Origin of the sequence: Bradyrhizobium pachyrhizi, from assembly GCF_001189245.1 — a bacterium.
In the GTDB taxonomy this organism is placed as follows: Bacteria; Pseudomonadota; Alphaproteobacteria; order Rhizobiales; family Xanthobacteraceae; genus Bradyrhizobium; species Bradyrhizobium pachyrhizi.
Window position 1 is genome coordinate 105,793 of record NZ_LFIQ01000120.1, and the last position, 21,048, is coordinate 126,840.

Consider the following 21,048-nt stretch of genomic DNA (forward strand, 5'->3'; position numbering starts at 1 on the left):
ACATCCCCCCGGAATGACGTGGCTTGCTGAGACTGCTATGGTGCTCACGGCCGCCTGAGCCAACGCTTCACGGCCTCGGCCGGCACCGTCATCGCGGCGACGCCGGCCATGACAAGCAAGAGGCCGAGCGCGAGATTCGACGGCACGGATTCCCCGAGCAGGATCACCGACAGCGCAACGCCGATCGGAATACGCAAATAGCCCTGCGCATTGGTTGTGAGCGTGCCGAGCCGGGTCAGGCACATGTAGAACAGCATCAGGCCGAACGCGCTGGAGAATATGCCCATCGTGACCGTGGCGACCAGCGCCTGCGGCGTCGGGTGCAGCGTCCAGGGATGGTCGACGATCAGCGCGACCGGCAGCAGCACGGTGCCGCCGAACAACAGCGAGCCCGCGGCGACCACCATCGGATCGTAATCCGACAGCCGAAGCCCGAAGATCGTGGCGCAGGCGAACGAGACGGTGGCGAGCAGGATCGCGATCTCGGCGACGATCTCCTTGCCGAAGCCCGAAAGCGCGTCGAGGCCGATGATCGCGACCGTGCCGGCGAGGCCGAGGATCGCGCCGACCAGCTTGAGCAGCGAGGCCGGCTCGTGTCGCGTGATCGCCCAGGTGATGAGGAAGGCGAAGATCGGCGTCGTCGAGGCCAGCACCACGGTGTTGGATGCCGGCACGTAAAGCTGCGCCCAGGTGATCACCAAAAACGGGATCGTGGAGTTGATGGTCTGCTGGAAGGCGAACAGCTTCCAGGCCTTGAGGTCGGTCGGGATGCGGATGCCGCGAACGCACAGTACGATGAGCAGGAAGGCGGCGGCCACCAGCGAGCGCGCGGAAATGAAGGTCACCGGCGGGATCGAGCCGAGCCCGATCTTGGTCAGCGGGTAGGTCGAGCTCCAGCAGCAGGCCAGCGCCAGCAGCAGCGCGTAGTCGCGCCAGCCGCGCGCGCCCGGCGCTGGCGTGAGCGAGGTGGGCACTTTCGCGGGAGCCGTCACGCCCGTCCTGGCTCTTCGCTTGAGCATGATCTCCGCGTCAACGCGTTCCGCGTTTGTCGCGAGAGGGAACCGCTTCGAACTTTTCCGGATGATTCTCTGGCTGTGCTCTGCGGCACCTTGATTGGCTCCCTTCGCGCATTGGCGCGCGATGGAGCGAATGTAGCTTGGTGGTGGGGCGAAAGGCTAGGGGCGACGGATCAGGCGCGCAATCCCGCGCCGGATATGTGCAAGCATGGAGAAAGCGACGGACGCCGGTGTGCGTCCGTCGCGCGGAATTTGCCCGGAATCCTAGCGCAGGACCTGGCCCAGCACCTCGCCGTCGACCAGCTGCGGTGCCGAGCCGAGGATCCGCATGATGGTCGGCGCCACGTCGATATTGCGCATGTGCCGCACCACGGTGTCCTTGCGGATCTGCGGCCCCGCGGCGATGAACGTCGCGCTCATCACGGAAAGCTCCGGGTCGTGACCGTGGGCGCCGTAGAAGTTCGGCATCGACAGCATGGTGGTTGCCGCGTTGAACGGCGCGTCGCCCTGGCGCGCGACGCCGGGGTTCTGGATGCCGTCGAAGTTGTACCCGGGCGCCATCAGCGCGAACACGTCGCCATAGTCCTGGCCGATGGTCTTGCTGATGCATTGTCCGGTTCCGGCGTCGCATTGCAGCGGCCGGGTCTCGACGACGGTGAAGATGCGCTGGTCCTTGAGTGAGTAGTTGAAGCGGGCATTGGGATCGACCGCGTTCTTCACCGCGTCGGTGATCTGCGCCACCAGTGTGCGATAGGTCGCCAGATCAACGGTGCCGCCGAGCTCGCGGTTCTGCAGGTTGATGTAGATGTCGGCGGCGGGGCCGGAGGTGCGGATCCCGACCTTGTTGGTGTCGATCCCGGCGTTGCGCAGGATGTTGGTGAGATTGACCGAGGTGTGGAACGGCGCGAAGCCGTGGTCCGACACCACGATCACGTTGCTGTCGCGGCCCGCCGCATCGGCGATCTGCTTCACCGCCTTGTCGGCCGTCTGGTAGGCGAAACGGATGTAGGACGCGTATCGCTTGACCTTGGCGGCATCCTGGTTGGCGCCGATCGAATTCGGGTCGGTCGGGTTGGTGCCCTGGCGGGGATCGGTCAGCAGGAACTGATGCTCGGAGCCGTCGGGCTGCTCGATATAGACCATGACGAGGTCGGCGTCAGGATGAGTCTTGATCGCGCGCTCGCCGATATTGGCCTGGTAGCGCACGAAGGTCTTCACCATGTCCTCGAACATGGTCTCGATCTCGACGTCGGGGAAATTGGTGAAGCCCGGGCTCAGCCGCTCCGGAATGCGGAAGTCGGCCTGCGGACGCCAGAACCCGATGTTGTTGTTGATGTCGTCGACGTCGGCGAGAACAGGCGTATTGCGCGGGATGTAGTTGGCGCCGTAGCGGGCGAAGCGCACCACCGAGAGATCGGGAGACAGCGCAGAGACGAAGTACGCGGCACCAACCTTCGCCCCGCTGCCTTCAAAGAAGAACGGTGCGTTCTCGCCGCCGAACTTGACATAGGCCGGTCCGGTCGACGGCGCGTGGAACGGTCCTGCGGTGATGCCGCGGTTGGCATCGAAGAACACCAGCGTGTCGTAGTTCACCTTGCGATCGTTGGTGGTGTCGATCGCGGCCACGCGGATCGAATATTTGACGTCGAGCGTCGAGGCGTTGGTGCAGGTCGCGGTTGCCGCGGCGGAGCAGGAGAACGTCTCGATCGGTGCCGAGGTCACCAGCACCGGGCTGAACGAGAAATGGCCGGCAGCCTGCAGCGCCGCCACGATGCTCGGGTCGGCCGTGAAATCGCCTCGCGACAGCGAGAAGCCCTGGGCCCCGATGCCGCCGAACGCGCCGAACGGGACCGTGAAGTCGGTGATGCGGGTCGGCTGGGCCGGCTGCACCACGGTCTTGTTGATGGAGATATCGGCGCCGTCGCCGCCGGGCCAGGTCGCCGTGACGACCTTCTTGCCCTGCTGGCGCAGCTGCACCCACAACGGCACCGCCGTCGGATGCGGCGATGGCCCGAGCGGGTTCTCGCTGTAGCCGCCGATCGGCGCCGCAAAGCCGCTGATGCTGCCGGAGATCGGCCCGACGATCGGCTCGAACGTGTTCGAGGGGATGTCGTTGTGGACTGCCGTCGAACCGGTCGCGATCGCGATATGCGACACCGCGGTGAGCGACGGTGACGCCGTCACGTTCTGCAACGCCACTGCGCCGCGGCGGCTGAGCCGGGCGAGGCCGCCGTCGCGCGGCAGCACGCCCTCCTCGATGAACTTCTGGATGAAATCGGGCTTGGCACCGTCGAGCGAGATCATCACCACGCGCGGCTTGCGGCCGTGATGACCACCGTCATGGTCCTGGTCCTGATCCTGATCCGCATCGTGACCGCGAGAGTCGCCGAAGCCGCGATCGCCATTGTCGCCGCCCTGACCGGCGCGTGCCGGAGTTGCAGTCGCAGTCCATGCTATCGACGCGACAAGCGACATCGCCGATGTGACGGAAACGAAAGTCTTCAAATTCATGAGAATGCCCCAACATCGCTGCGCGAATGCACAAACGGAAACGTCGAGCAATCTTCGGGGGCTTGGCTGACGGGCATGTGACGCGCGCGCGACGAGGCAACGACAGTGCGTCGATGCGTCACAAGGCAAGCTTGTCTTGCTTCACGCGAAGAACGCGCGTGAACACAACGCGCTAGAGCTGTGCTGTCGATTCAATCCGTGCCGATGTAACGGCTGGATGACGGCGTGCGTCCACAGCCGCCACACGCTTCACGCCGTTGCCTGCGCCGGCGTCCTGCGCTTCACCCGCTTGATGGTGCCGGAGAAGGTGAACAGCGGCCGCTCCGCCGATGTCAGCATGCCCCGCACGAAGATCAGCGACATGCCGGCGCGGGTGACCTCGCCGGTGCACTCGATCAGGTCGCCCTCGCGGGCGGCGTCGAGGAATTCCGAGGCGAACGACACCGTGACGCCGGGGCCCTGCAGCACCGAGCCGGCGAGCGCGAACAGGCAGTAATCGGCGAAGGTCATGAAGCAGCCGCCATGGACGTTGCCGGAGCCGTTGAGGTGCTTCTTGCCGACCCGGAACGCGCAGCTGATGCGGCCGTTCTCGTCCATGCGGTGGTAGAACGGGCCGGTATGGGTCTCGAAATTGTCCCGGGTCCAGGTTCGCCAGCCGGCGAATTCGCCCTCGGTTTCGACGTGCAGGTCGGGGCGGCGGTTGAATGCGGTTTTGGCGAGCTCGTTCACGAAATATGGCCTTCAATTATCGGGTTCGGGTCCTTAAATCCGATCCATCCCCATTGTGCAAATCCCGGGACCAAATCCCGGGGCGCGGCCAGCTGCCGCAAAGCTCTGGACAGGCCGGAAATGGGCCCTAAAAGGCCTTTTCGCCCCCGTTCTATCTACCTATTAAGGGTCCCATGAACGCGCCCAAGAACGACCCCAAGAACGAGCCCCAAATCACCCCCGAACTCGTCGCCGCCCACGGGCTGAAGCCGGACGAGTACGAGCGCATCCTGAAGCTGATCGGGCGGGTTCCGACCTTCACCGAACTCGGCATCTTCTCGGCGATGTGGAACGAGCATTGCTCGTACAAGTCGTCGCGCATCCATCTGCGCGGGCTACCGACCAAGGCCCCCTGGGTGATCCAGGGTCCCGGCGAGAATGCCGGCGTGATCGACATCGGCGACGGGCAGGCCGTGGTCTTCAAGATGGAGAGTCACAACCACCCGAGCTACATCGAGCCCTACCAGGGCGCGACCACCGGCGTCGGCGGCATCCTGCGCGATGTCTTCACCATGGGCGCGCGCCCGATCGCCTGCCTGAACGCGCTGAGCTTCGGTGCGCCCGAGCACCCCAAGACCCGGCATCTGGTGTCCGGCGTGGTCGCGGGCGTCGGCGGCTACGGCAATTCCTTCGGCGTGCCGACGGTCGGCGGCCAGGTTCGTTTCCACACCCGCTACGACGGCAACATCCTGGTCAATGCCATGGCGGTCGGCCTCGCCGACGCCGACAAGATCTTCTACGCGGCGGCCTCCGGCGTGAACATGCCGATCGTCTATCTCGGCTCCAAGACCGGCCGCGACGGCATTCATGGCGCTTCGATGGCCTCGGCCGAATTCGACGACGCCTCCGAGGAGAAGCGCCCGACCGTGCAGGTCGGCGATCCCTTCGCCGAGAAGCTGCTGCTGGAGGCCTGCCTCGAGATCATGGAAAAGGGTTGCGTGATCGCGATCCAGGACATGGGCGCGGCGGGCCTGACCTGCTCGGCGGTCGAGATGGGCGCCAAGGGCGATCTCGGCGTCGAGCTCGACCTCAGCGCGGTGCCGACCCGCGAGACCGGCATGAGCGCCTACGAGATGATGCTCTCGGAGAGTCAGGAGCGCATGCTCATGGTGCTGAAGCCCGAGAAGGAGCAAGAGGCCGAGGCGATCTTCCGCAAATGGGGGCTCGATTTCGCCATCGTCGGCTACACCACGCCGACCAAGCGCTTCGTCGTCAAGCATGCCGGCGACGTGATGGCCGATCTGCCGATTAAGGAGCTCGGCGACGAGGCACCGGTCTACGACCGTCCGCACGTCGCCTCGAATGCGCTGCCGGTGATCCGCGGGCAGGACGTCAAGCCGCCGCTCGGCATCGCGGAGGCGCTGGAAAAGCTGATCGGCACGCCCGAGCTGTGCTCGAAGCGCTGGGTGTGGGAGCAGTACGACCACGTCATCCTCGGCAATACCATGCAGCGCCCCGGCGGCGATGCCGCGGTTGTCCGCGTCGAGGACGGACCGAAGGGCCTTGCGCTCACCGTCGACGTCACGCCGCGCTATTGCGAGGCCGATCCGTTCGAGGGCGGCAAGCAGGCGGTCGCGGAAGCCTGGCGCAACATCACCGCGGTCGGCGGCCGGCCGCTCGCGATCACCGACAATCTCAATTTCGGCAATCCTGAACGGCCTGAAATCATGGGCCAGTTCGTCGGCTGCCTGAAGGGCATTTCGGAGGCCTGCCGCACGCTGGATTTCCCGGTCGTGTCCGGCAACGTCTCGCTCTACAACGAGACCAACGGCCGCGGCATCCTGCCGACGCCCTCGATCGGCGGTGTCGGTCTGCTCGACGACTTCACCAGGTCCGCGACCCTGGCGTTCAAGGCGGCCGGCGAGGCGATCCTCTTGGTTGGCGACACGCAGGGCTGGCTCGGCCAGTCGGTCTATCTGCGCGACGTCTGCGGCCGCGAGGAGGGCGCACCGCCGCCGGTCGATCTCACCGCCGAGAAGCGCAATGGCGACGTGGTGCGCGGCATGATCCATGCCGGCACCGCGACCGCGGTGCACGACGTCTCCGACGGCGGTCTTTTGATCGCGCTCGCCGAAATGGCGATCGCAAGCGGCATCGGCGCGCAGCTCCTGGCCGCACCGTCCTCGATCGTGCCGCATGCCTATTGGTACGGCGAGGATCAGGCCCGCTACATCGTCACCGTACCGGCCGCCGACGCAGGCCTCGTGCTGGCCAAGATGAAGGGCGCCGGTGTGCCCTGCGCGCGCATCGGCACCACCGGCGGCGACGCGATTGCGGTGGCTGGCGAGCAGCCGGTTGCGGTCGAAAGCCTGTCGCGCGCCTTCGAGCGCTGGCTGCCGAACTACATGCACAGCACCGCCGCCTGATCCGGCTGGACCAGGCGCTGCGAAGCAACGATCTCAATAGCGCGATGACCCCGTCATCGCGCTATTGCTTTTTGTTCAAGCATGATCGCTTCAGGTCGCGCCGCGGACCGCGCGCCAGGCAAAGATGATGATGCAGGCGCCGATGAAGCCGGCGACGAGATAGCTGAGCCAGCCTCCGCCGAGCGATACGCCGAGCAGACCCAACAGCCAGTTCGCCAGCGCGGCGCCGACGATGCCGAGGATGATATTCATGAAGATGCCGGTTCCGGACTTCATGAACATCTCGGCGAGCCAGCCCGCCAGTCCGCCGACGATGATGGCGGCGATCCATCCAACTTGAGGGTCGTTCATCTCAGGACTCTCCTTGAGGTCAGGCAGTCCGGCCAGCATACCTGAGAATCACCTGGTGGGATGTGACCAAAGGCAGGTTGTGCGCAACTTGTCGGCCGCGAAAATGCCGTCAGCCCCGCCGCTTGCGCCGTGCCCGGCGTTCGGCTGCGGTGATCAGGATGCGCGGGCCGGGCCCCTGGGCGCCGAGCTTGTCGTCGCAATTGCGCAGCGGGCAATCGGTCACCGACAGGCAGCCGCAACCGATGCAGTTGAACAGCTTGTCGCGGAGGTCGGTGAGATCGTTGATGCGCTGCTCCAGCGTCTCGGTCCAGGCGCGCATCGCGCGCTCCCATTCGCGCACGGTCGGCGCGCGATCGAGCGGGATTGCGGCGAAGGTCTGCCTGATCTCTTTCAGCGGGATCCCGGCGCGCTGCGCGATCCTGATCACCGCGATCCGCCGCAGCACGCCGCGCATGTAGCGCCGCTGGTTGCCGCCGGTGCGGCGGCTCGCGATCAGTCCCTTGCTCTCGTAGAAGTGAAGGGTGGAGACGGCAAGTCCGCTGCGCCGCGCCACCTCGCCGACCGAAAGCTCCTGCGCAAACGTCATTGACCAAGCAATCCCGGATCAGAGGTCCTGCATTGGAAGCCTTGCGCTAGAAGTCTTGCAAGCTGCCAGCCTTGACCTCAACCATACTTGAGGTTCTATATCAGTTGCGGGCTTGCAGGGGCAAGCTTCCGGCCGACACGCCGGGGTTCGTTCTTGGAAGCGATATGCCGTCCGCATCATTTTCGTCGCGCCGCTGGCTCGGGCTTCGTGCCAGGCCGCTCGGCATCACCGTTCTGTTGCTCGGCTGTGCCGCGGCCGGCTTGTTTGCCTGGCGCGCAGGCGGATCCAGCGCCTCGGCCAAGCCCACCGCCGAAGCCCCGCCGACGCCGGTCGCGGCGATGGTGGTGCGGACCGAAACCTTGCCGCGCTCGATCGAGGCGATCGGCTCGCTGCAGGCGGTGCGGCAGGTGATTCTGGCGCCGGAGGTTGCCGGCCGCGTCACCGCGATCAATTTCGATGCCGGCACCGATGTCGCCGAGGGCGCGCCGCTGGTGCAACTCTATGACGCCCCGCTGCGCGCCGCGCGTGCGGTTGCGGTCTCCAAGGGACGCTTTGCGCAGCTGCAGGAGAAGCGTTCGCAGGGGCTGGCGCCGTCCGGCTTCGTGACCCAGGAGACGCTGCAGCAGCGGCAGGAGGATCTGAAGCAGGCCGACGCCTCGCTCGACCAGCTCGATGCGCAGATCGCGCAGATGACGATCCGCGCGCCGTTCGCGGGCCAGATCGGCCTGCGCAAGGTCAATCTCGGCCAATACGTCAATGCCGGCGATGCGCTCGCGACGCTGACCGCGCTGGACCAGCTCTATGCCAATTTCACCGTTCCGCAGCAGCGCCTGTCAAATCTGAAGGTGGGAGGCGCGGTGACGATCCGTACCGACGCTTTCCCCGATCGGGTGTTCGAGGCCAAGATCAACGCCATCGAGCCGCAGGTCGCCGAGGACACCCGCAATGTCCTCGTTCAAGCCCTGTTTCCTAATCCCGACCGGCTGCTGCGGCCGGGCCTCTTCGTGATGGTGAACGTCGTGCTGCCGCCGCAGGCGGACGCGATCGTGGTGCCGGTTACCGCGATCCAGACCAGCGCATCCGGCGAGAGCGTGCTTGTGGTGCGCGACAACAAGGCGGTCGGCGTCGCGGTGAAGACCGGGCAACGGATCGGCGAGCGTGTCGTGGTGGAGCAGGGGCTTGCGCCCGGCGATCACATTGTCACCGCGGGCCAGCTCCGCGTCATGCCCGGCGCGGCCGTCCAGACGACCATGGCGGAGACGCCGGAGAAGGGACGCTGACCCGCGAGCGGCGCGCCCAAAGGCAAGCATCATGCATTTCACCGACATCTTCATCCGCCGGCCGATCCTGGCGACGGTCGTCAGCCTGCTGATCCTGTTGATCGGCACTGCAGCGATGGTCTCGCTGCCGGTGCGGCAATATCCCAACATGGAGAGCGCGACGATCCAGGTCGACGTCTCGTTCCCCGGTGCGACCCAGGACGTGATGCAGGGCTTCGTCACGTCCGTCATCGCGCAGTCGATCGCGACCGCCAACGGCATCGAATACATGACCTCGAACTCGACGCTCGGTCTCAGCCAGATCAAGGCCAAGCTGGTGCTCAACGCCAATGCCGACCGCGCCATGACCGAGGTGCTCGCCAAGGTGCAGCAGGTCAAGTACCGGATGCCGGCCGGCGTGTTCGACCCTGTCATCACCAAGATCACCGACGGCGCGTCGGCGGTGCAGTACATCGCCTTCACCAGCGACACGCTGACGCCGGCGCAGATCACCGACTTCGCGACCCGCGTGGCGCAGCCGCTGCTCACCTCGGTGCCCGGCGTGGCGTCGGCCGACACCTCGGGCGGATCGTCGCTGGCGATGCGGGTGTGGATCGATCCGTTCAAGCTCGCGGCACGCGGGCTGACCGCGGCCGATATCTCCGCCGCGCTGCGGTCCAACAACGTGCAGGCGGCGCCGGGGCGGCTGCGCGGCGAGATGACCGTCACCAACATCACCGCGGCGACCGATCTGCGCAATCTCGACGATTTCCGCAAGATGGTGATCAAGACCGGCGCCGGTGGCGGGGGCCTGGTGCGGCTCGGCGACGTCGCCACCCTCGAGATCGGCGGCGAGAATTACGATTCCAACGCGCGCGACAGCGGCAGGCCCACCGTCTACATCGCGGTGCAGCCGACCCCCGACGGCAATCCGCTGGAGATCGTCGCCGCCACTGCCAAGGTGATCGAGGACCTCAACCGTGTGGCGCCGCCCGGTTTGAGGGTCGCCGACGTCTTCAACATCGTGCACTTCGTCAAGGCCTCGATATCGGAGGTGCAGCATTCGCTGGCCGAGGCCATCGCGATCGTGGTGGTGGTGATCCTGCTGTTCCTGGGCTCGTTCCGCTCCGTGCTGATTCCTGTGGTCACCGTGCCGCTGTCGCTGGTCGGCACCGCCGCGATGATGCTGGCGCTCGGCTTCTCGATCAATCTGCTGACCCTGCTCGCGATGGTGCTGGCGATCGGGCTCGTGGTCGACGACGCCATCGTGGTGGTGGAGAACATCCATCGCCACATCGAGGAAGGACGGAGCCCGGGCGACGCGGCCCTGATCGGCGCGCGCGAGATCATCGGTCCCGTGATCGCGATGACGATCACGCTCGCCGCGGTCTATGCGCCGATCGGCCTGATGGGCGGCCTGACCGGCAGCCTGTTCCGCGAATTCGCCTTCACGCTGGCGGGCTCGGTGGTGGTCTCGGGCGTCATCGCTCTGACCTTGTCTCCGATGATGAGCGCGCAGCTGCTCGGCGAAGCCACCTCGCACGGCCGGTTTGCCCGCTTTGTCGAGCATCAGTTCTCAGGGCTGTCGCGCGGCTATGGCCGGCTGCTGGCCGCGACGCTCAAGATGCGCGCCGCAGTGCTGCTGGTGGCATTCGGCGTGCTGGCGGCGATCGTGGTGCTGTTCCTCGGCAGCCAGCGCGAGCTCGCGCCCTCCGAGGACCAGGGCTATGTGTTCACCGTGCTCCGCGCGCCGCAATATGCCAGCGTCGACTACACCACGCGCTCCTCCGACCAGATCGAGCAGCTGTTTCGCTCGTTTCCCGAATACCACGCGAGTTGGTTTATCAACGGTACCGACGGGCAGAACCATGCCTTCGGCGGCATCACCCTGACCGATTGGGACAAGCGCAAGCGCTCGGCCAACGACATCCAGAACCAGCTCTACGGCATGTCCTACGGCGTGCTCGGCGCCAGCGTGACGCCGTTCCAGCCAGCGGCGCTGCCGGCGGCGACCGGCGGCCTGCCGTTCCAGATGGTGGTGCGCTCGGCCGGCGATTTCGCCACCATCTATCAGGAGGTCGAGACACTGAAGGGGGCCGCCTGGAAGAGCGGGCTGTTCGCCTTCGTCGACAGCGATCTCGCCTTCGACAGCCCGACCGCACGGATCACCATCGATCACGCCAAGGCGGCCGAGGCCGGCGTCAGCATGCAGACCATCGCCGACACCCTCGCGGTGCTGGTCGGCGAGAATTATGTCAACCGCTTCAATTTCTTTGAACGCTCCTACGAGGTGATCCCGCAGGTGCGCCAGGCCGACCGGGTCACGCCGGAAGGGCTGGGAAACTTCAACGTCCGCTCGAGCTCGGGGCAGATGTTTCCGCTGTCGACGGTGATCAAGGTCAACGTCAAGCCGGAGCCGAACCGGCTGCCGCAGTTCAATCAGATGAACGCGGCGACGATCTCGGCGGTGCTGAAGCCCGGCGTCACCATGGGGCAGGCGGTGTCGTTCATGCAGGCGCAAAAGCTGTCGCCGGGCATGACCGTCGACTGGCTGTCGGACAGCCGGCAATATATCCAGGAGGGCAACCGCCTCATCGTCACCTTCGGCATGGCGCTGATCGTAATCTTCCTGGTGCTGGCGGCGCAGTTCGAAAGTTTCCGCGATCCGCTGGTGATCATGGTCACGGTGCCGCTCGCGGTCTGCGGCGCGCTGCTGCCGCTGTATTTCGGCTTCACCACGCTGAACATCTACACCCAGATAGGCCTCGTCACCCTGATCGGGCTGATCTCCAAGCACGGCATCCTGATGGTGAGCTTCGCCAACGAGATCCAGCACCGTGAAGGGCTCGACCGGGTCGCCGCGATCCAGAAGGCGGCCGCGGTGCGGATGCGGCCGGTGCTGATGACGACAGCCGCGATGGTCGCGGGCCTTGCGCCGCTGCTCTATGCCGACGGCGCCGGCGCGGCGAGCCGCTTCGCCATCGGCATCGTCGTGGTGATGGGCATGCTGATCGGCACGCTGTTCACGCTGTTCGTGCTGCCGACCTTCTACATCCTGATCGCCCGCGACCATCGCGCCGCGGCCGCTCCGCGGCTGGAAAGCGTGGCGGCGAGGGGCGAAATTGCGGCGTAGGGTGAAGTAGAGCGCAGCGAAACCCACCATCTCGATGCACGGCACGGAGGTGATGGGTTTCGCGGCGCTCTACCCATCCTACGGCTTCATCGCGCTACAGCACGTACTTTGAACCAGGAATCTTGCGCAGCACGGCCGTGGCGGCCCAGCTCAGCGCCACGGTGGCGAAGAACGCAATCGCGGCCTTGGCGATTGCCGGCAGATCCATATCGAACAGCCAGTATTGCAGCCACAGCACGATCGGATAGTGCACCAGGAACATGCCGTAGGCGTCGCCCTGCATGCGGTCGAGCAGCGTCGGGCCCGACGATTTCGATTGCAGGAAGTAGGCCAGGATCGCGAACAGGATCGAGGCGCTGAACAGGACGTAGAAGCTGCCATAGATCGCGAGATACCAGCCGGGCAGCGGATCGGGGTTACCGATGATCATGCGCTTGATGTAGATCATCACCCACATCAAACAGTAGGGGATCAGCGTGATGCCGGTCCAGAACCAGCGCCGCTCGGTCAGCCGTCCGTGCGCGCTGAGCACGCCGCCCTCGAGGTTTGCCGCCCCGATTCCCGCGCCGATGAAGAAATAGGACGCGTACAGCAGCACGCGGCTCGCCTGCACCGAAAACGGTCCGAACTCGAACCAGTAGTTCTGGCCGTAATGGACCAGCATCGGCAGGTAGGCGGCGGCACTGACGACGACGAGGAACAGCCAGAACTTCGAGGGACGTTGAAATCCCTTGATCGACAGACGGTTGATCGGATCGAGCAGACGCGGCGACACCCGGTACAGCAGGCTCGCCGTCAGGTCGAAGGCCATCAGGACATAGACGAACCAGATCGGGCCGCTCGGCCACGGCCCGACCGTCATGGTTTTCCACCAGAATTCGGAGAAGCTTAGCCCCGGCGTCGCGCGCAGCGCGATCGCGTAATAGGCGATCGGAATGACCGTGACAGCGCAGATCACGAATGGCAGGCCGAGCCGCAGCAGCCGGTCGCGCAGGAAGATCAGCCACGGCTTGTGGCCGAGCCCCGGCCAGACGAACAGCCCCGACAGGAAGAAGAACATCGCCATGAAGAAGCTGTCGGTGGCGAGCACCACGCAGTCGAAGCCGATCCACGATGTCGGGTCGGTGTGCCCGAAATAGGTGTAGGGAATCACCGCGTGGTGCAGCAGCACGACCAGGGTCAGGAAGGTGCGCGCGCGATCGAGGGCGACATTGCGCTTGTGGAGCTTCGGTGCTGCCTGGATGTCGACGGCCGGAGCCGCGTGAGCAATCGATTTCATGGTGCCACCAGCCGGGTCTGCACCCTGATGTTGCAGTCGGGAACCTGATTCAGCAAGGCCCAATTGGCCGGATGGGGGAGTATCGAGGTCGGTCATCTCGGCGAAGCTGTTTCGTCTTTGGAACTGCGGTCGGGTGCGGGCGTTCTCGTCCGACCTGGCGGACACGCGCGGTTATGAGGAGCGGGCAATGACAATTCTGAAATGGGCGCTGATCTTCCTTGTCGTATCGATCATCGCGGGTTTGCTTGGCTTCACCGGCATTTCCGCCGCCTCCGCCGACATCGCCCGCTTTCTGTTCTATGTATTCGTGGTGATCTTCCTGGTGCTCCTGATCCTCGGGCTCACGGTCTTCAGGGTATAGCTGGGATCGGGCCCGAACGCTCCCGACGTCATGCCCGGGACTCGCCCGGGCATTGCCGTTCTGCAGGCTGGGCCAGCGCGCAACCAAAGGCCGGGCGAGGCCCGGCGCTTGCGGCAGGCGACGATGCCCCTAGGCGACTTCCTCGATCTTCACCTTGTCCGGATAGAAGGCGAGGTGGCCGGCGATCTCGGTCATGGCCGGGAAGGGCTCCTCATAGGTCCAGATCGCGTTGTCCAGCGTCTTGCCATTGGCCTTGATGCTGAAGTAGCTCGCGTCCCCCTTGTACGGGCAATGCGTGGTCCGCTCGGTGCGGGTCAACAGCTCCATGTTGGCGTCCTGCCGGGGGACGTATTGCACGGCCGGATAGCTCGCTTCCTTCAAGGTCAGCGCATGGGTGGTCTCGGCGATCACGACGCCGTCGGCGGTGACGCGGACGCGCCTGGCATTGGGCGTGATCGTAATGGGATGATCGGGGCCGGGGAGCTTCATGATTCTGCGCCTCTTCTGGTCATTTCGGCGTGATGGCTTGTGACCGATTGATGCAGGTTTAAATCGCTGGGAATGGGAATATAGTGAGCCCGGGATGACCTAGAAGACCCCAAGCGCTAGGTTTTCTCCTTGGGTATATCTTTGGGTTTTATCCTTTGGCTTTATCCTTGGGCTTTACTTGGCCGATCTGGCCCTGATTCGAACGACCTGACGGAGGTGGACTGGGATGCCGATGGACGCCCGTGATATCGAATCGATGATCAAGGCAGCGATTCCCGATGCCGAGGTGACGATCCGCGATCTGGCCGGCGACGGCGACCACTACGCGGCCACTGTTATTTCCGAGTCATTCCGCGGCAAGTCCCGCGTCCAGCAGCACCAGATCGTTTACCAGTCGCTGAAGGGCCAGATGGGCGGCGTGCTGCACGCGCTGGCCCTGCAGACCGGCGTGCCGGAAGGCTAGGCCCGGCAAAGCTGCGGGCGGGGGCCTCGAGCGATGGTGGACAATCCACGCGGTGCGATGTTTCGCGTCATCGTGCCGAACCAGCACAGCCGCGTCACCAATGCCGAGCTGTTCTTCGACCTCGTCTTCGTCTTCGCCGTCACGCAGCTGTCGCATACGCTGCTGCACCACTTCACCCCACTTGGGGCGGTGCAGGTCACGCTGCTGTTCCTCGCGGTCTGGTGGGTGTGGGTCTACACCACCTGGGTCACTAACTGGCTCAATCCCGAGCTGACGCCGGTCCGCCTGCTGCTGTTTGTGCTGATGCTGGGCGGGCTGTTGCTGTCGACCTCGATACCGACCGCCTTCGAGGGCCGCGGGCTGTGGTTTGCCGGGACCTATGCGGCAATGCAGGTCGGCCGTACCGCGTTCTGGCTGCTGGCGACGCCGCGGCGCCGGACGGCGGTGCGCCACAACGCCATCCGCATCCTGACCTGGCTGTCCTGCTCGGCCGTGCTGTGGATTCTCGGCGGATTCGCCGAGCACGAGACGCGGATGTGGCTCTGGATTGCGGCGCTGACCATCGAATATATCGCGCCGGCCGCGCGGTTCTGGACCCCTGGACTCGGCTTTTCCTCGATCGAGGCGTGGTCGGTCGAGGGCGGCCACATGGCCGAGCGCTGCGCCGGCTTCATCATCATTGCGCTCGGCGAGGCCATCGTGGTCGATGGCGCGACCTTTGCCGAGCTGACCTGGACACCGGAGGACGTCGCCGCGTTCATCTCGGCGCTGGTCGGCAGCATCGCGATGTGGTGGATCTATTTCCACAAGGGCGCCGAGGCCGGCTCGGACATGATCTCCAAGTCAGAGGAATCCGGCCGCGTGGCGCGGATCGCGTATACCTATCTGCACATGCCGATCGTCGGCGGCATCATCCTCACCGCGGTGGCCGACGAACTGGTGCTGAAGCACCCGTCCGGTCATTCCGATCTGAACACGATCGTCAGCTCGGTCGGCGGGCCCATGCTGTTCCTGGTCGGGACCATCCTGTTCAAATATGTGATCCGCAACTTCCTCCAGCTCTCGCACGGCGTCGGCATCATCGCGCTGGCGATCACGGCCTATTTCGCCCGCGAGATGTCGCCGCTGGTGCTCTCGATCGTCACCACCGCGATCATGATCGTGGTCGCGGCGTGGGAGTCGATCTCGCTGCGCTCGACGGGGGAAGAGGAATAGCGGCCGCCGCTACTTGCGGCCGGCCGTTGCCACCAGGTGCTGCCAATAGACAAACAGCGGTGCGCCGATCACTTCGAGCGCGGTGAAGCCCACGAAGGGCAGCGGCGGCAAGCCGACCATCAGCATCGACAGCAGCCTGCCGATGCCGCCGAGGAAGATGCCGCCCCAGACCGCCCGAAACAGCACGCTCTCGCTTTCGATCCGCGGCACCAGCCAGAGCAGCGCGAGGCCGAGACCGAGCCAGACCCCACCGAAGAAGCGCAGATTGCTGTCGAGCACCGGCAGCGCTGGAACCCCCGCGGAGGCGTAGAGCGGATCGCTGACGCCCAGCATGGTGATGATGCCGGTCAGGATCGGGACCAGGGCGAGCAACGCCGTCGCGACCTGCAGCGGACGCCTGCCCATGATCGTGCCCCGTCTCTTGGTTTGGGCGCTAGTCCGCGACCAGCGCGTGCACCGAGAACATCGTGTTGGCGTCGGTCCAGCTCTCGCGCACCGTCCAGCCCGCGCTGCGGGCGAGCGCGGTGAAACGCTCGAGCGAGTATTTGTAGCTGTTCTCGGTGTGGATGCTCTCGCCGGGCCGGAACGCGAAGGTATTGCCGAGGATGCGCACGGTCTGCGCCTTGCGGCTGATCAGGTGCATCTCGATGCGATGGCGATCGCGGTTGTAGATCGAGCGGTGCGTGAATCCCGACAGATCGAAATTGCCGCCGAGCTCGCGGTTGATCCGAACCAGCACATTGAGGTTGAACCGCGCCGTGACGCCGGCTGCGTCGTTATAGGCGTCGTACAGCACGCGCTCGTCCTTCTCGAGGTCGACGCCGATGATCATCTGCGCGCCGTGGCCGAGGATTTTCCGCGCGCTGCGCAGGAAGGCCAAGGCCTCGCTCGGCTCGAAATTGCCGAGCGTCGAGCCGGGGAAGAAGCCGACCTTCGGCATCGCGGCGACGGCGTCGGGCAACGTGAACGGCGTGGTGAAATCGGCCGCGACCGGGTAGATGCCGAGGCCGGGGAAATCCTTCCGCAGCCCGTCGGCCTGGGCTTTCAGGAAATCGCCTGAGATATCGACCGGCACATAGGCTGCGAATTCGCAATGCTCGAGCAGCAGGCGCACCTTGGTGGTCGCGCCGGCGCCGAACTCGACCAGTGCCGCGCCGTCAGGGATGATTGCGGCGATCTCGTCGCCGCGGTCGCGCAGGATGCCAAGCTCGGTGCGCGTCGGATAATATTCCGGCAGCACCGTGATCTGCTCGAACAGCTCGGAGCCGGTGGCGTCGTAGAAATATTTCGGCGACAGCCGCTTCGGGTGACGGGCGAGATCGCCAATCACGTCGCCGGCAAACACCGATGTCGCTTCGTCGAACGGATACGCTTTGGCCAAAGCGGCGGCATGCACATTCATGATACTCTCCCGAACGCGCTTACCGACGCGTTATTGATGTCGACAGGACTCAATCAGGCATAGTCTGCGAGGCGTAACCCCGTGAATTGCCAGCGATGGTGTGGAAAGAAGAAGTTGCGATAGGTGACGCGGCTGTGACCTGAAGGCGTCGCCAGCGACGAGCCGCGCAGCACGAGCTGGTTGACCATGAACTTGCCGTTGTACTCACCGAGCGCGCCTTCGATCGCGCGGTAGCCCGGGTAGGGCGAATAGGAGCTGCGGGTCCATTGCCAGACGATGCCGTAGGCGTCGTTGAGCAGGCCGGCGCGCGCGGCGACCTCCCATTCCATCTCGGTCGGCAGGTGCTTGCCGGCCCATCGGGCGAAGGCGTCGGCCTCGTAATAGCTGACATGGCAAACCGGCGCGGACGGATCGATCGGCTGCAGGCCGCCCAACGTCATGATCCTCCATCCGCCGTCGATCTCGCGCCAATGGCCGGGTGCCTGCCAGCCCTCGTTGCTCACGGTACCAAAGCCATCCATCAGCCACAGCGTGGCGGTGGAATAGCCGCCGTCCTTCATGAAGGCGAGCCACTCAGCATTGGTGACGAGGTTCTTCGCGAGCTTGACCGGGCCGACCAAAGCCCGATGCGCGGGCTTTTCATTGTCGAAATGGAAGCTGTCGTCGCCATGGCCGACGGTGTGGATGCCTTCGTTGAGCGTCACCCATTCCTCAGGCCCGTGCTGCGACGCCGGGAAGCGCCACGCCGGATCGTAGGCCGGCGGGATCGGGTTCTGCGCGAAGGCATGCAGGATGTCGGTGTACATCAGCTCCTGATGCTGCTGCTCGTGATTGAGGCCGACCTCGACCAGCGGCACCAGCGCCTCGAGCTTTTCCAGCGTGGCGGTCTGGAAGAATTTCACGACCTCGGCGTCGACATGGCGGCGGTAGGCGGTGACTTCGTCGGCGGTCGGGCGGGTCAAATGGCCGCGCTGGTGGCGGGCGTGCCGCGGACCGGCGCTGACGTAATACGAATTGAACAGATAAGCGTAGTCCGGATGGAACGGCGTGTAGCCCTTGACGTGCTCGCCGAGCAGAAACTGCTCGAAGAACCAGGTGGTATGGGCGCGGTGCCACTTGGCGGGGCTCGCATCCGGCATCGACTGGATCAGCTGGTCTTCGGGCGACAGCGGTGCGGCCCGGCGCTCGGTCTCGTCACGGACGGCGCGATAGGCCTCCACCAGCCGCTGGGCGAGCGGGCCGGATTCGGAGGACAGTGACGGGGAGGCGGCGGGAAGGGCGGCCGCGGCAGAGGCTGGTTTCGTCACAGGGGTCTCCGAATTCAGGGGAGAGAACGTTGCTTCGGCAAACTGGTTCCTGACGGACAGTTCGTCCTAGATAGGGGCTCCGTTACGGGAAAAAAGCCTCCCCCCGCGATGATATTGGGGCCGTCAGATAATCCCGGCCCATTTTGGGCGCCCGCAGCGCCCGGTGCATGCCAGATTTCCGCCATTTTGCTTTGGATGCACAATGGTTTGAGCTACATATATAGTCAGTCACGGGTTAGAAGGGCGGGCCGGCCGGTCAAGGCCTGAGAGCGTCGCCCCCGAAGGAAGCGAAAATGAGCATCGAGCAATTCATCGACAACGAAGTGAAGTCGAACGACGTCGTCCTGTTCATGAAGGGCACGCCGCAATTCCCGCAGTGCGGGTTTTCCGGTCAGGTCGTACAGATCCTCGACCACATCGGCGTCGGCTACAAAGGCCTCAACGTTCTCGAATCCGCCGAGCTGCGCGACGGCATCAAGGTCTATTCGAATTGGCCGACGATTCCGCAGCTCTATGTGAAGGGCGAGTTCGTCGGCGGTTGCGACATCATCCGCGAGATGTTCCAGGCCGGCGAATTGCAGCAGCTGTTTGCCGACAAGGGCATCCCGGTCGACGTGGCTGCCTGACCTTGACGGCGCGCCAGATCGGCAAGGCGCGGCTCGAAGTCATCGTCACCGACATCACGACCCTGCGCGTTGACGCCATCGTCAACGCGGCCAATTCGTCGCTGCTGGGCGGTGGCGGCGTCGATGGCGCGATCCATCGTGCCGCTGGCCCCGAGCTGCTCGCCGAGTGCCGCACCCTGCACGGCTGCAAGACCGGCGACGCCAAGATCACCAAAGGCTATCGGCTCCCGGCGAAGCACGTGATCCACGCCGTCGGCCCGATCTGGCACGGCGGCACCCAAAGCGAGGATGCGCTGCTCGCATCCTGCTATCGCCGCGGCATCGAGCTGTGCCACGCCAACCAGCTTGGCTCCATTGCATTTCCCGCCATCTCGACCGGCGTCTATCACTTCCCGCCGGACCGCGCCGCCGGCATCGCGGTCAAGGCCGTCGTCGATGCCCTGGCCGCCGCACCCGGCCTCACGCAGGTGATCTTTTGCTGCTTTTCTGCCCAAAGCGGCGAGCTTCATCAGAAGGTCCTGGACACCTTTGGCAGCCCTTGTGCCTGATGATACCGCCGCTACACTTCCTCGTGATTTCCGGGGAGGGATAATCCAAATGCATTCATTTCGTCTGACGTGCGCGGCCGCAGCCGCCGCGGTGGTGCTGGCGGCGCCGGCGTATCCGCACACCGAGGGCACCTACGAGATTCCGGCGGGTGCGCATTTCAACCGCGACAAGCTCGCCAAGATCAGCGAGTTCTTCAAGAACGAGGTCGCGACCGGGAAGATTCCGGGCGCCATCGTCCTGATCCAGCAGCACGGCAAGCCGGTCTATCACGAGGCCTTCGGCGTGCAGGACGTAGCCAGCAAGGTGCCGATCACGGACAAGACCATCTTCCGGCTGGCTTCGATGTCCAAGTCGATCACCGCCGTGGTGTCGATGCAGCTGCTGCAGGAGGGCAAATACAAGCTCGACGATCCCGTCTCGAAGTACATCCCGTCCTTTGCCAACGTGAAGGTCGGGGTCGAGAAGAAGGCCGAGGACGGCACCAAGACGCTCGAGCTGGTGCCGCCAAAGCGGCCGATCACGATCCTCGATCTGATGACGCATACGTCGGGTATCACTTACGGCTTCTATGGCGACAGCCTGGTCCGCAAGGCCTACAAGGAAGCCAATATCTACGGCGGAGATTTCGATCTCGCCGAATTCGCCGAGCGGATCGCCAAGCTGCCGCTGCACAACCAGCCCGGCGCGCTCTGGCAATACGGCCATTCGACCGACATTCTGGCGCGCGTGATGGAGGTGGCCACCGGCGAGAAGCTCTCGGCGATCGAGCACGAAAGGCTGCTCGGCCCGCTCGGCATGAAGGACACCGGCTTCTTCGTCACCGATCCCGAGAAGCAGAAGCTGATGGCCGAGCCGATGCCGAACGACAGCGACTTCCGGGTCGGCCGGGTCAACGATCCGACCAAGGTCAAGAAATGGGAGTCCGCCAGCGGCGGCATGGTCTCGACCATGGCGGATTATTCGCGCTTCGCGCAGATGTTGCTTAACGGCGGCACCCTCGACGGCAAGACCATCCTGAAGCCCGAGACGTTCAAGGAGCTGACGACCGACCGCGTCGGGCCTGGCTCCGGCGTCGAGCGCGACTTCTTCTACTTCCCCGGCGATGGCTTCGGTTTCGGGCTTGGGATCGCGGTGCGCACCGATCCCGGCACTGCAAAGCCGCCGCCGCCCGGCGATCTCGGCGAGCTGAAATGGGACGGCGCCAGCGGCTGCTATTATGTCATCGACCGCAAGCAGGATTTCTTCTTCGTCTTGCTGGAGCAGACACCGACCGAGCGTCAGCGCATCCAGCGGACGCTGAAGCAACTCGTCTATGAAGCTATGGAAAACTAGAGCGCTTTCGAGCGAAGTGGATACCGGTTCGCGTG

The 21,048-nt window shown here is 64.9% G+C and carries 19 protein-coding genes; 9 read left to right on the forward strand and 10 right to left on the reverse strand.

Annotated features, from left to right (window positions below):
• Positions 1-44: 44 nt before the first annotated feature.
• The 3 genes from AKL29_RS37725 to AKL29_RS37735 all read right to left on the reverse strand — a co-directional run bounded on the left by AKL29_RS37725 (position 45) and on the right by AKL29_RS37735 (position 4,256).
• Positions 45-1,019: a DMT family transporter gene (locus tag AKL29_RS37725; RefSeq protein ID WP_050387671.1), complete on the reverse strand. Its 975-nt coding sequence runs from the start codon at positions 1,017-1,019 to the stop codon at positions 45-47.
• A gap of 261 nt (positions 1,020-1,280) precedes the next feature.
• Positions 1,281-3,527, reverse strand: coding sequence for an alkaline phosphatase family protein (locus tag AKL29_RS37730; protein ID WP_050387672.1), 2,247 nt, complete (start codon positions 3,525-3,527; stop codon positions 1,281-1,283).
• Between the two features lie 249 nt (positions 3,528-3,776).
• Positions 3,777-4,256 carry a PaaI family thioesterase gene (locus AKL29_RS37735; RefSeq protein ID WP_050387673.1) on the reverse strand — a complete coding sequence of 160 codons (480 nt, stop codon included), beginning with the start codon at positions 4,254-4,256 and terminating at the stop codon, positions 3,777-3,779.
• A gap of 173 nt (positions 4,257-4,429) precedes the next feature.
• On the opposite strand from AKL29_RS37735, the gene purL reads away from it, so the two are divergent.
• On the forward strand, positions 4,430-6,661 hold the full coding sequence (purL, locus tag AKL29_RS37740) for a phosphoribosylformylglycinamidine synthase subunit PurL (RefSeq protein WP_050387674.1): 2,232 nt from the start codon (positions 4,430-4,432) through the stop codon (positions 6,659-6,661).
• A 90-nt stretch (positions 6,662-6,751) separates the two neighbouring features.
• Here purL and AKL29_RS37745 read toward each other — a convergent pair whose 3' ends face one another.
• On the reverse strand, positions 6,752-7,012 hold the full coding sequence (locus AKL29_RS37745) for a GlsB/YeaQ/YmgE family stress response membrane protein (protein ID WP_016843463.1): 261 nt from the start codon (positions 7,010-7,012) through the stop codon (positions 6,752-6,754).
• 109 nt (positions 7,013-7,121) lie between these two features.
• Complete coding sequence (soxR, locus tag AKL29_RS37750; protein ID WP_050387675.1) at positions 7,122-7,598, reverse strand: redox-sensitive transcriptional activator SoxR; 477 nt, start codon at positions 7,596-7,598, stop codon at positions 7,122-7,124.
• Positions 7,599-7,762: 164 nt separating this feature from the next.
• Here soxR and AKL29_RS37755 point away from each other — a divergent pair, with 164 nt between their 5' ends.
• On the forward strand, positions 7,763-8,878 hold the full coding sequence (locus tag AKL29_RS37755; protein WP_050387676.1) for an efflux RND transporter periplasmic adaptor subunit: 1,116 nt from the start codon (positions 7,763-7,765) through the stop codon (positions 8,876-8,878).
• A 31-nt stretch (positions 8,879-8,909) separates the two neighbouring features.
• A complete protein-coding gene (locus tag AKL29_RS37760) occupies positions 8,910-11,990 on the forward strand; it encodes an efflux RND transporter permease subunit (RefSeq protein WP_050387677.1) in 3,081 nt (1,026 codons plus the stop codon).
• Positions 11,991-12,084: 94 nt separating this feature from the next.
• Here AKL29_RS37760 and AKL29_RS37765 read toward each other — a convergent pair whose 3' ends face one another.
• Entirely contained in the window at positions 12,085-13,269 is a 1,185-nt protein-coding gene (locus AKL29_RS37765; protein ID WP_050387678.1) for an acyltransferase family protein, read from the reverse strand.
• 187 nt (positions 13,270-13,456) lie between these two features.
• On the opposite strand from AKL29_RS37765, the gene AKL29_RS37770 reads away from it, so the two are divergent.
• The gene (locus tag AKL29_RS37770; RefSeq protein WP_028336759.1) at positions 13,457-13,630 is read left to right on the forward strand and encodes a DUF1328 domain-containing protein; all 174 of its coding nucleotides are present in this window, start codon (positions 13,457-13,459) and stop codon (positions 13,628-13,630) included.
• Between the two features lie 129 nt (positions 13,631-13,759).
• Here the strand turns inward: AKL29_RS37770 and AKL29_RS37775 are convergent, their stop codons facing one another.
• Positions 13,760-14,119 carry a DUF427 domain-containing protein gene (locus tag AKL29_RS37775; RefSeq protein ID WP_028336760.1) on the reverse strand — a complete coding sequence of 120 codons (360 nt, stop codon included), beginning with the start codon at positions 14,117-14,119 and terminating at the stop codon, positions 13,760-13,762.
• Positions 14,120-14,345: 226 nt separating this feature from the next.
• Here AKL29_RS37775 and AKL29_RS37780 point away from each other — a divergent pair, with 226 nt between their 5' ends.
• Both AKL29_RS37780 and AKL29_RS37785 read left to right on the forward strand, forming a co-directional pair.
• Positions 14,346-14,582 carry a BolA family protein gene (locus AKL29_RS37780; protein WP_016843470.1) on the forward strand — a complete coding sequence of 79 codons (237 nt, stop codon included), beginning with the start codon at positions 14,346-14,348 and terminating at the stop codon, positions 14,580-14,582.
• A gap of 33 nt (positions 14,583-14,615) precedes the next feature.
• The gene (locus AKL29_RS37785) at positions 14,616-15,797 is read left to right on the forward strand and encodes a low temperature requirement protein A (RefSeq protein ID WP_050387680.1); all 1,182 of its coding nucleotides are present in this window, start codon (positions 14,616-14,618) and stop codon (positions 15,795-15,797) included.
• 9 nt (positions 15,798-15,806) lie between these two features.
• On the opposite strand, the gene AKL29_RS37790 is transcribed toward AKL29_RS37785, so the two are convergent.
• From AKL29_RS37790 to egtB, 3 genes are read right to left on the reverse strand one after another with little or no spacing between them, the layout of a single operon-like run.
• Positions 15,807-16,202, reverse strand: a complete 396-nt coding sequence (locus AKL29_RS37790) for a DUF4345 domain-containing protein (RefSeq protein ID WP_028336762.1) — start codon at positions 16,200-16,202, stop codon at positions 15,807-15,809.
• 28 nt (positions 16,203-16,230) lie between these two features.
• A complete protein-coding gene (gene egtD / locus AKL29_RS37795; protein ID WP_050387681.1) occupies positions 16,231-17,199 on the reverse strand; it encodes an L-histidine N(alpha)-methyltransferase in 969 nt (322 codons plus the stop codon).
• Positions 17,200-17,252: 53 nt separating this feature from the next.
• Positions 17,253-18,506: an ergothioneine biosynthesis protein EgtB gene (gene egtB / locus AKL29_RS37800; RefSeq protein ID WP_050387682.1), complete on the reverse strand. Its 1,254-nt coding sequence runs from the start codon at positions 18,504-18,506 to the stop codon at positions 17,253-17,255.
• 293 nt (positions 18,507-18,799) lie between these two features.
• Here egtB and grxD point away from each other — a divergent pair, with 293 nt between their 5' ends.
• From grxD to AKL29_RS37815, 3 genes are read left to right on the forward strand one after another with little or no spacing between them, the layout of a single operon-like run.
• On the forward strand, positions 18,800-19,132 hold the full coding sequence (gene grxD / locus AKL29_RS37805; RefSeq protein WP_028336765.1) for a Grx4 family monothiol glutaredoxin: 333 nt from the start codon (positions 18,800-18,802) through the stop codon (positions 19,130-19,132).
• Positions 19,129-19,680 (forward strand): O-acetyl-ADP-ribose deacetylase, encoded by a 552-nt coding sequence (locus AKL29_RS37810; RefSeq protein WP_050387711.1) that lies wholly within the window; start codon positions 19,129-19,131, stop codon positions 19,678-19,680. The genes grxD and AKL29_RS37810 overlap by 4 nt, the downstream gene beginning before the upstream one ends.
• Positions 19,681-19,729: 49 nt before the next feature.
• Positions 19,730-21,013 carry a serine hydrolase domain-containing protein gene (locus AKL29_RS37815; RefSeq protein WP_050387683.1) on the forward strand — a complete coding sequence of 428 codons (1,284 nt, stop codon included), beginning with the start codon at positions 19,730-19,732 and terminating at the stop codon, positions 21,011-21,013.
• Positions 21,014-21,048 lie beyond the last annotated feature (35 nt).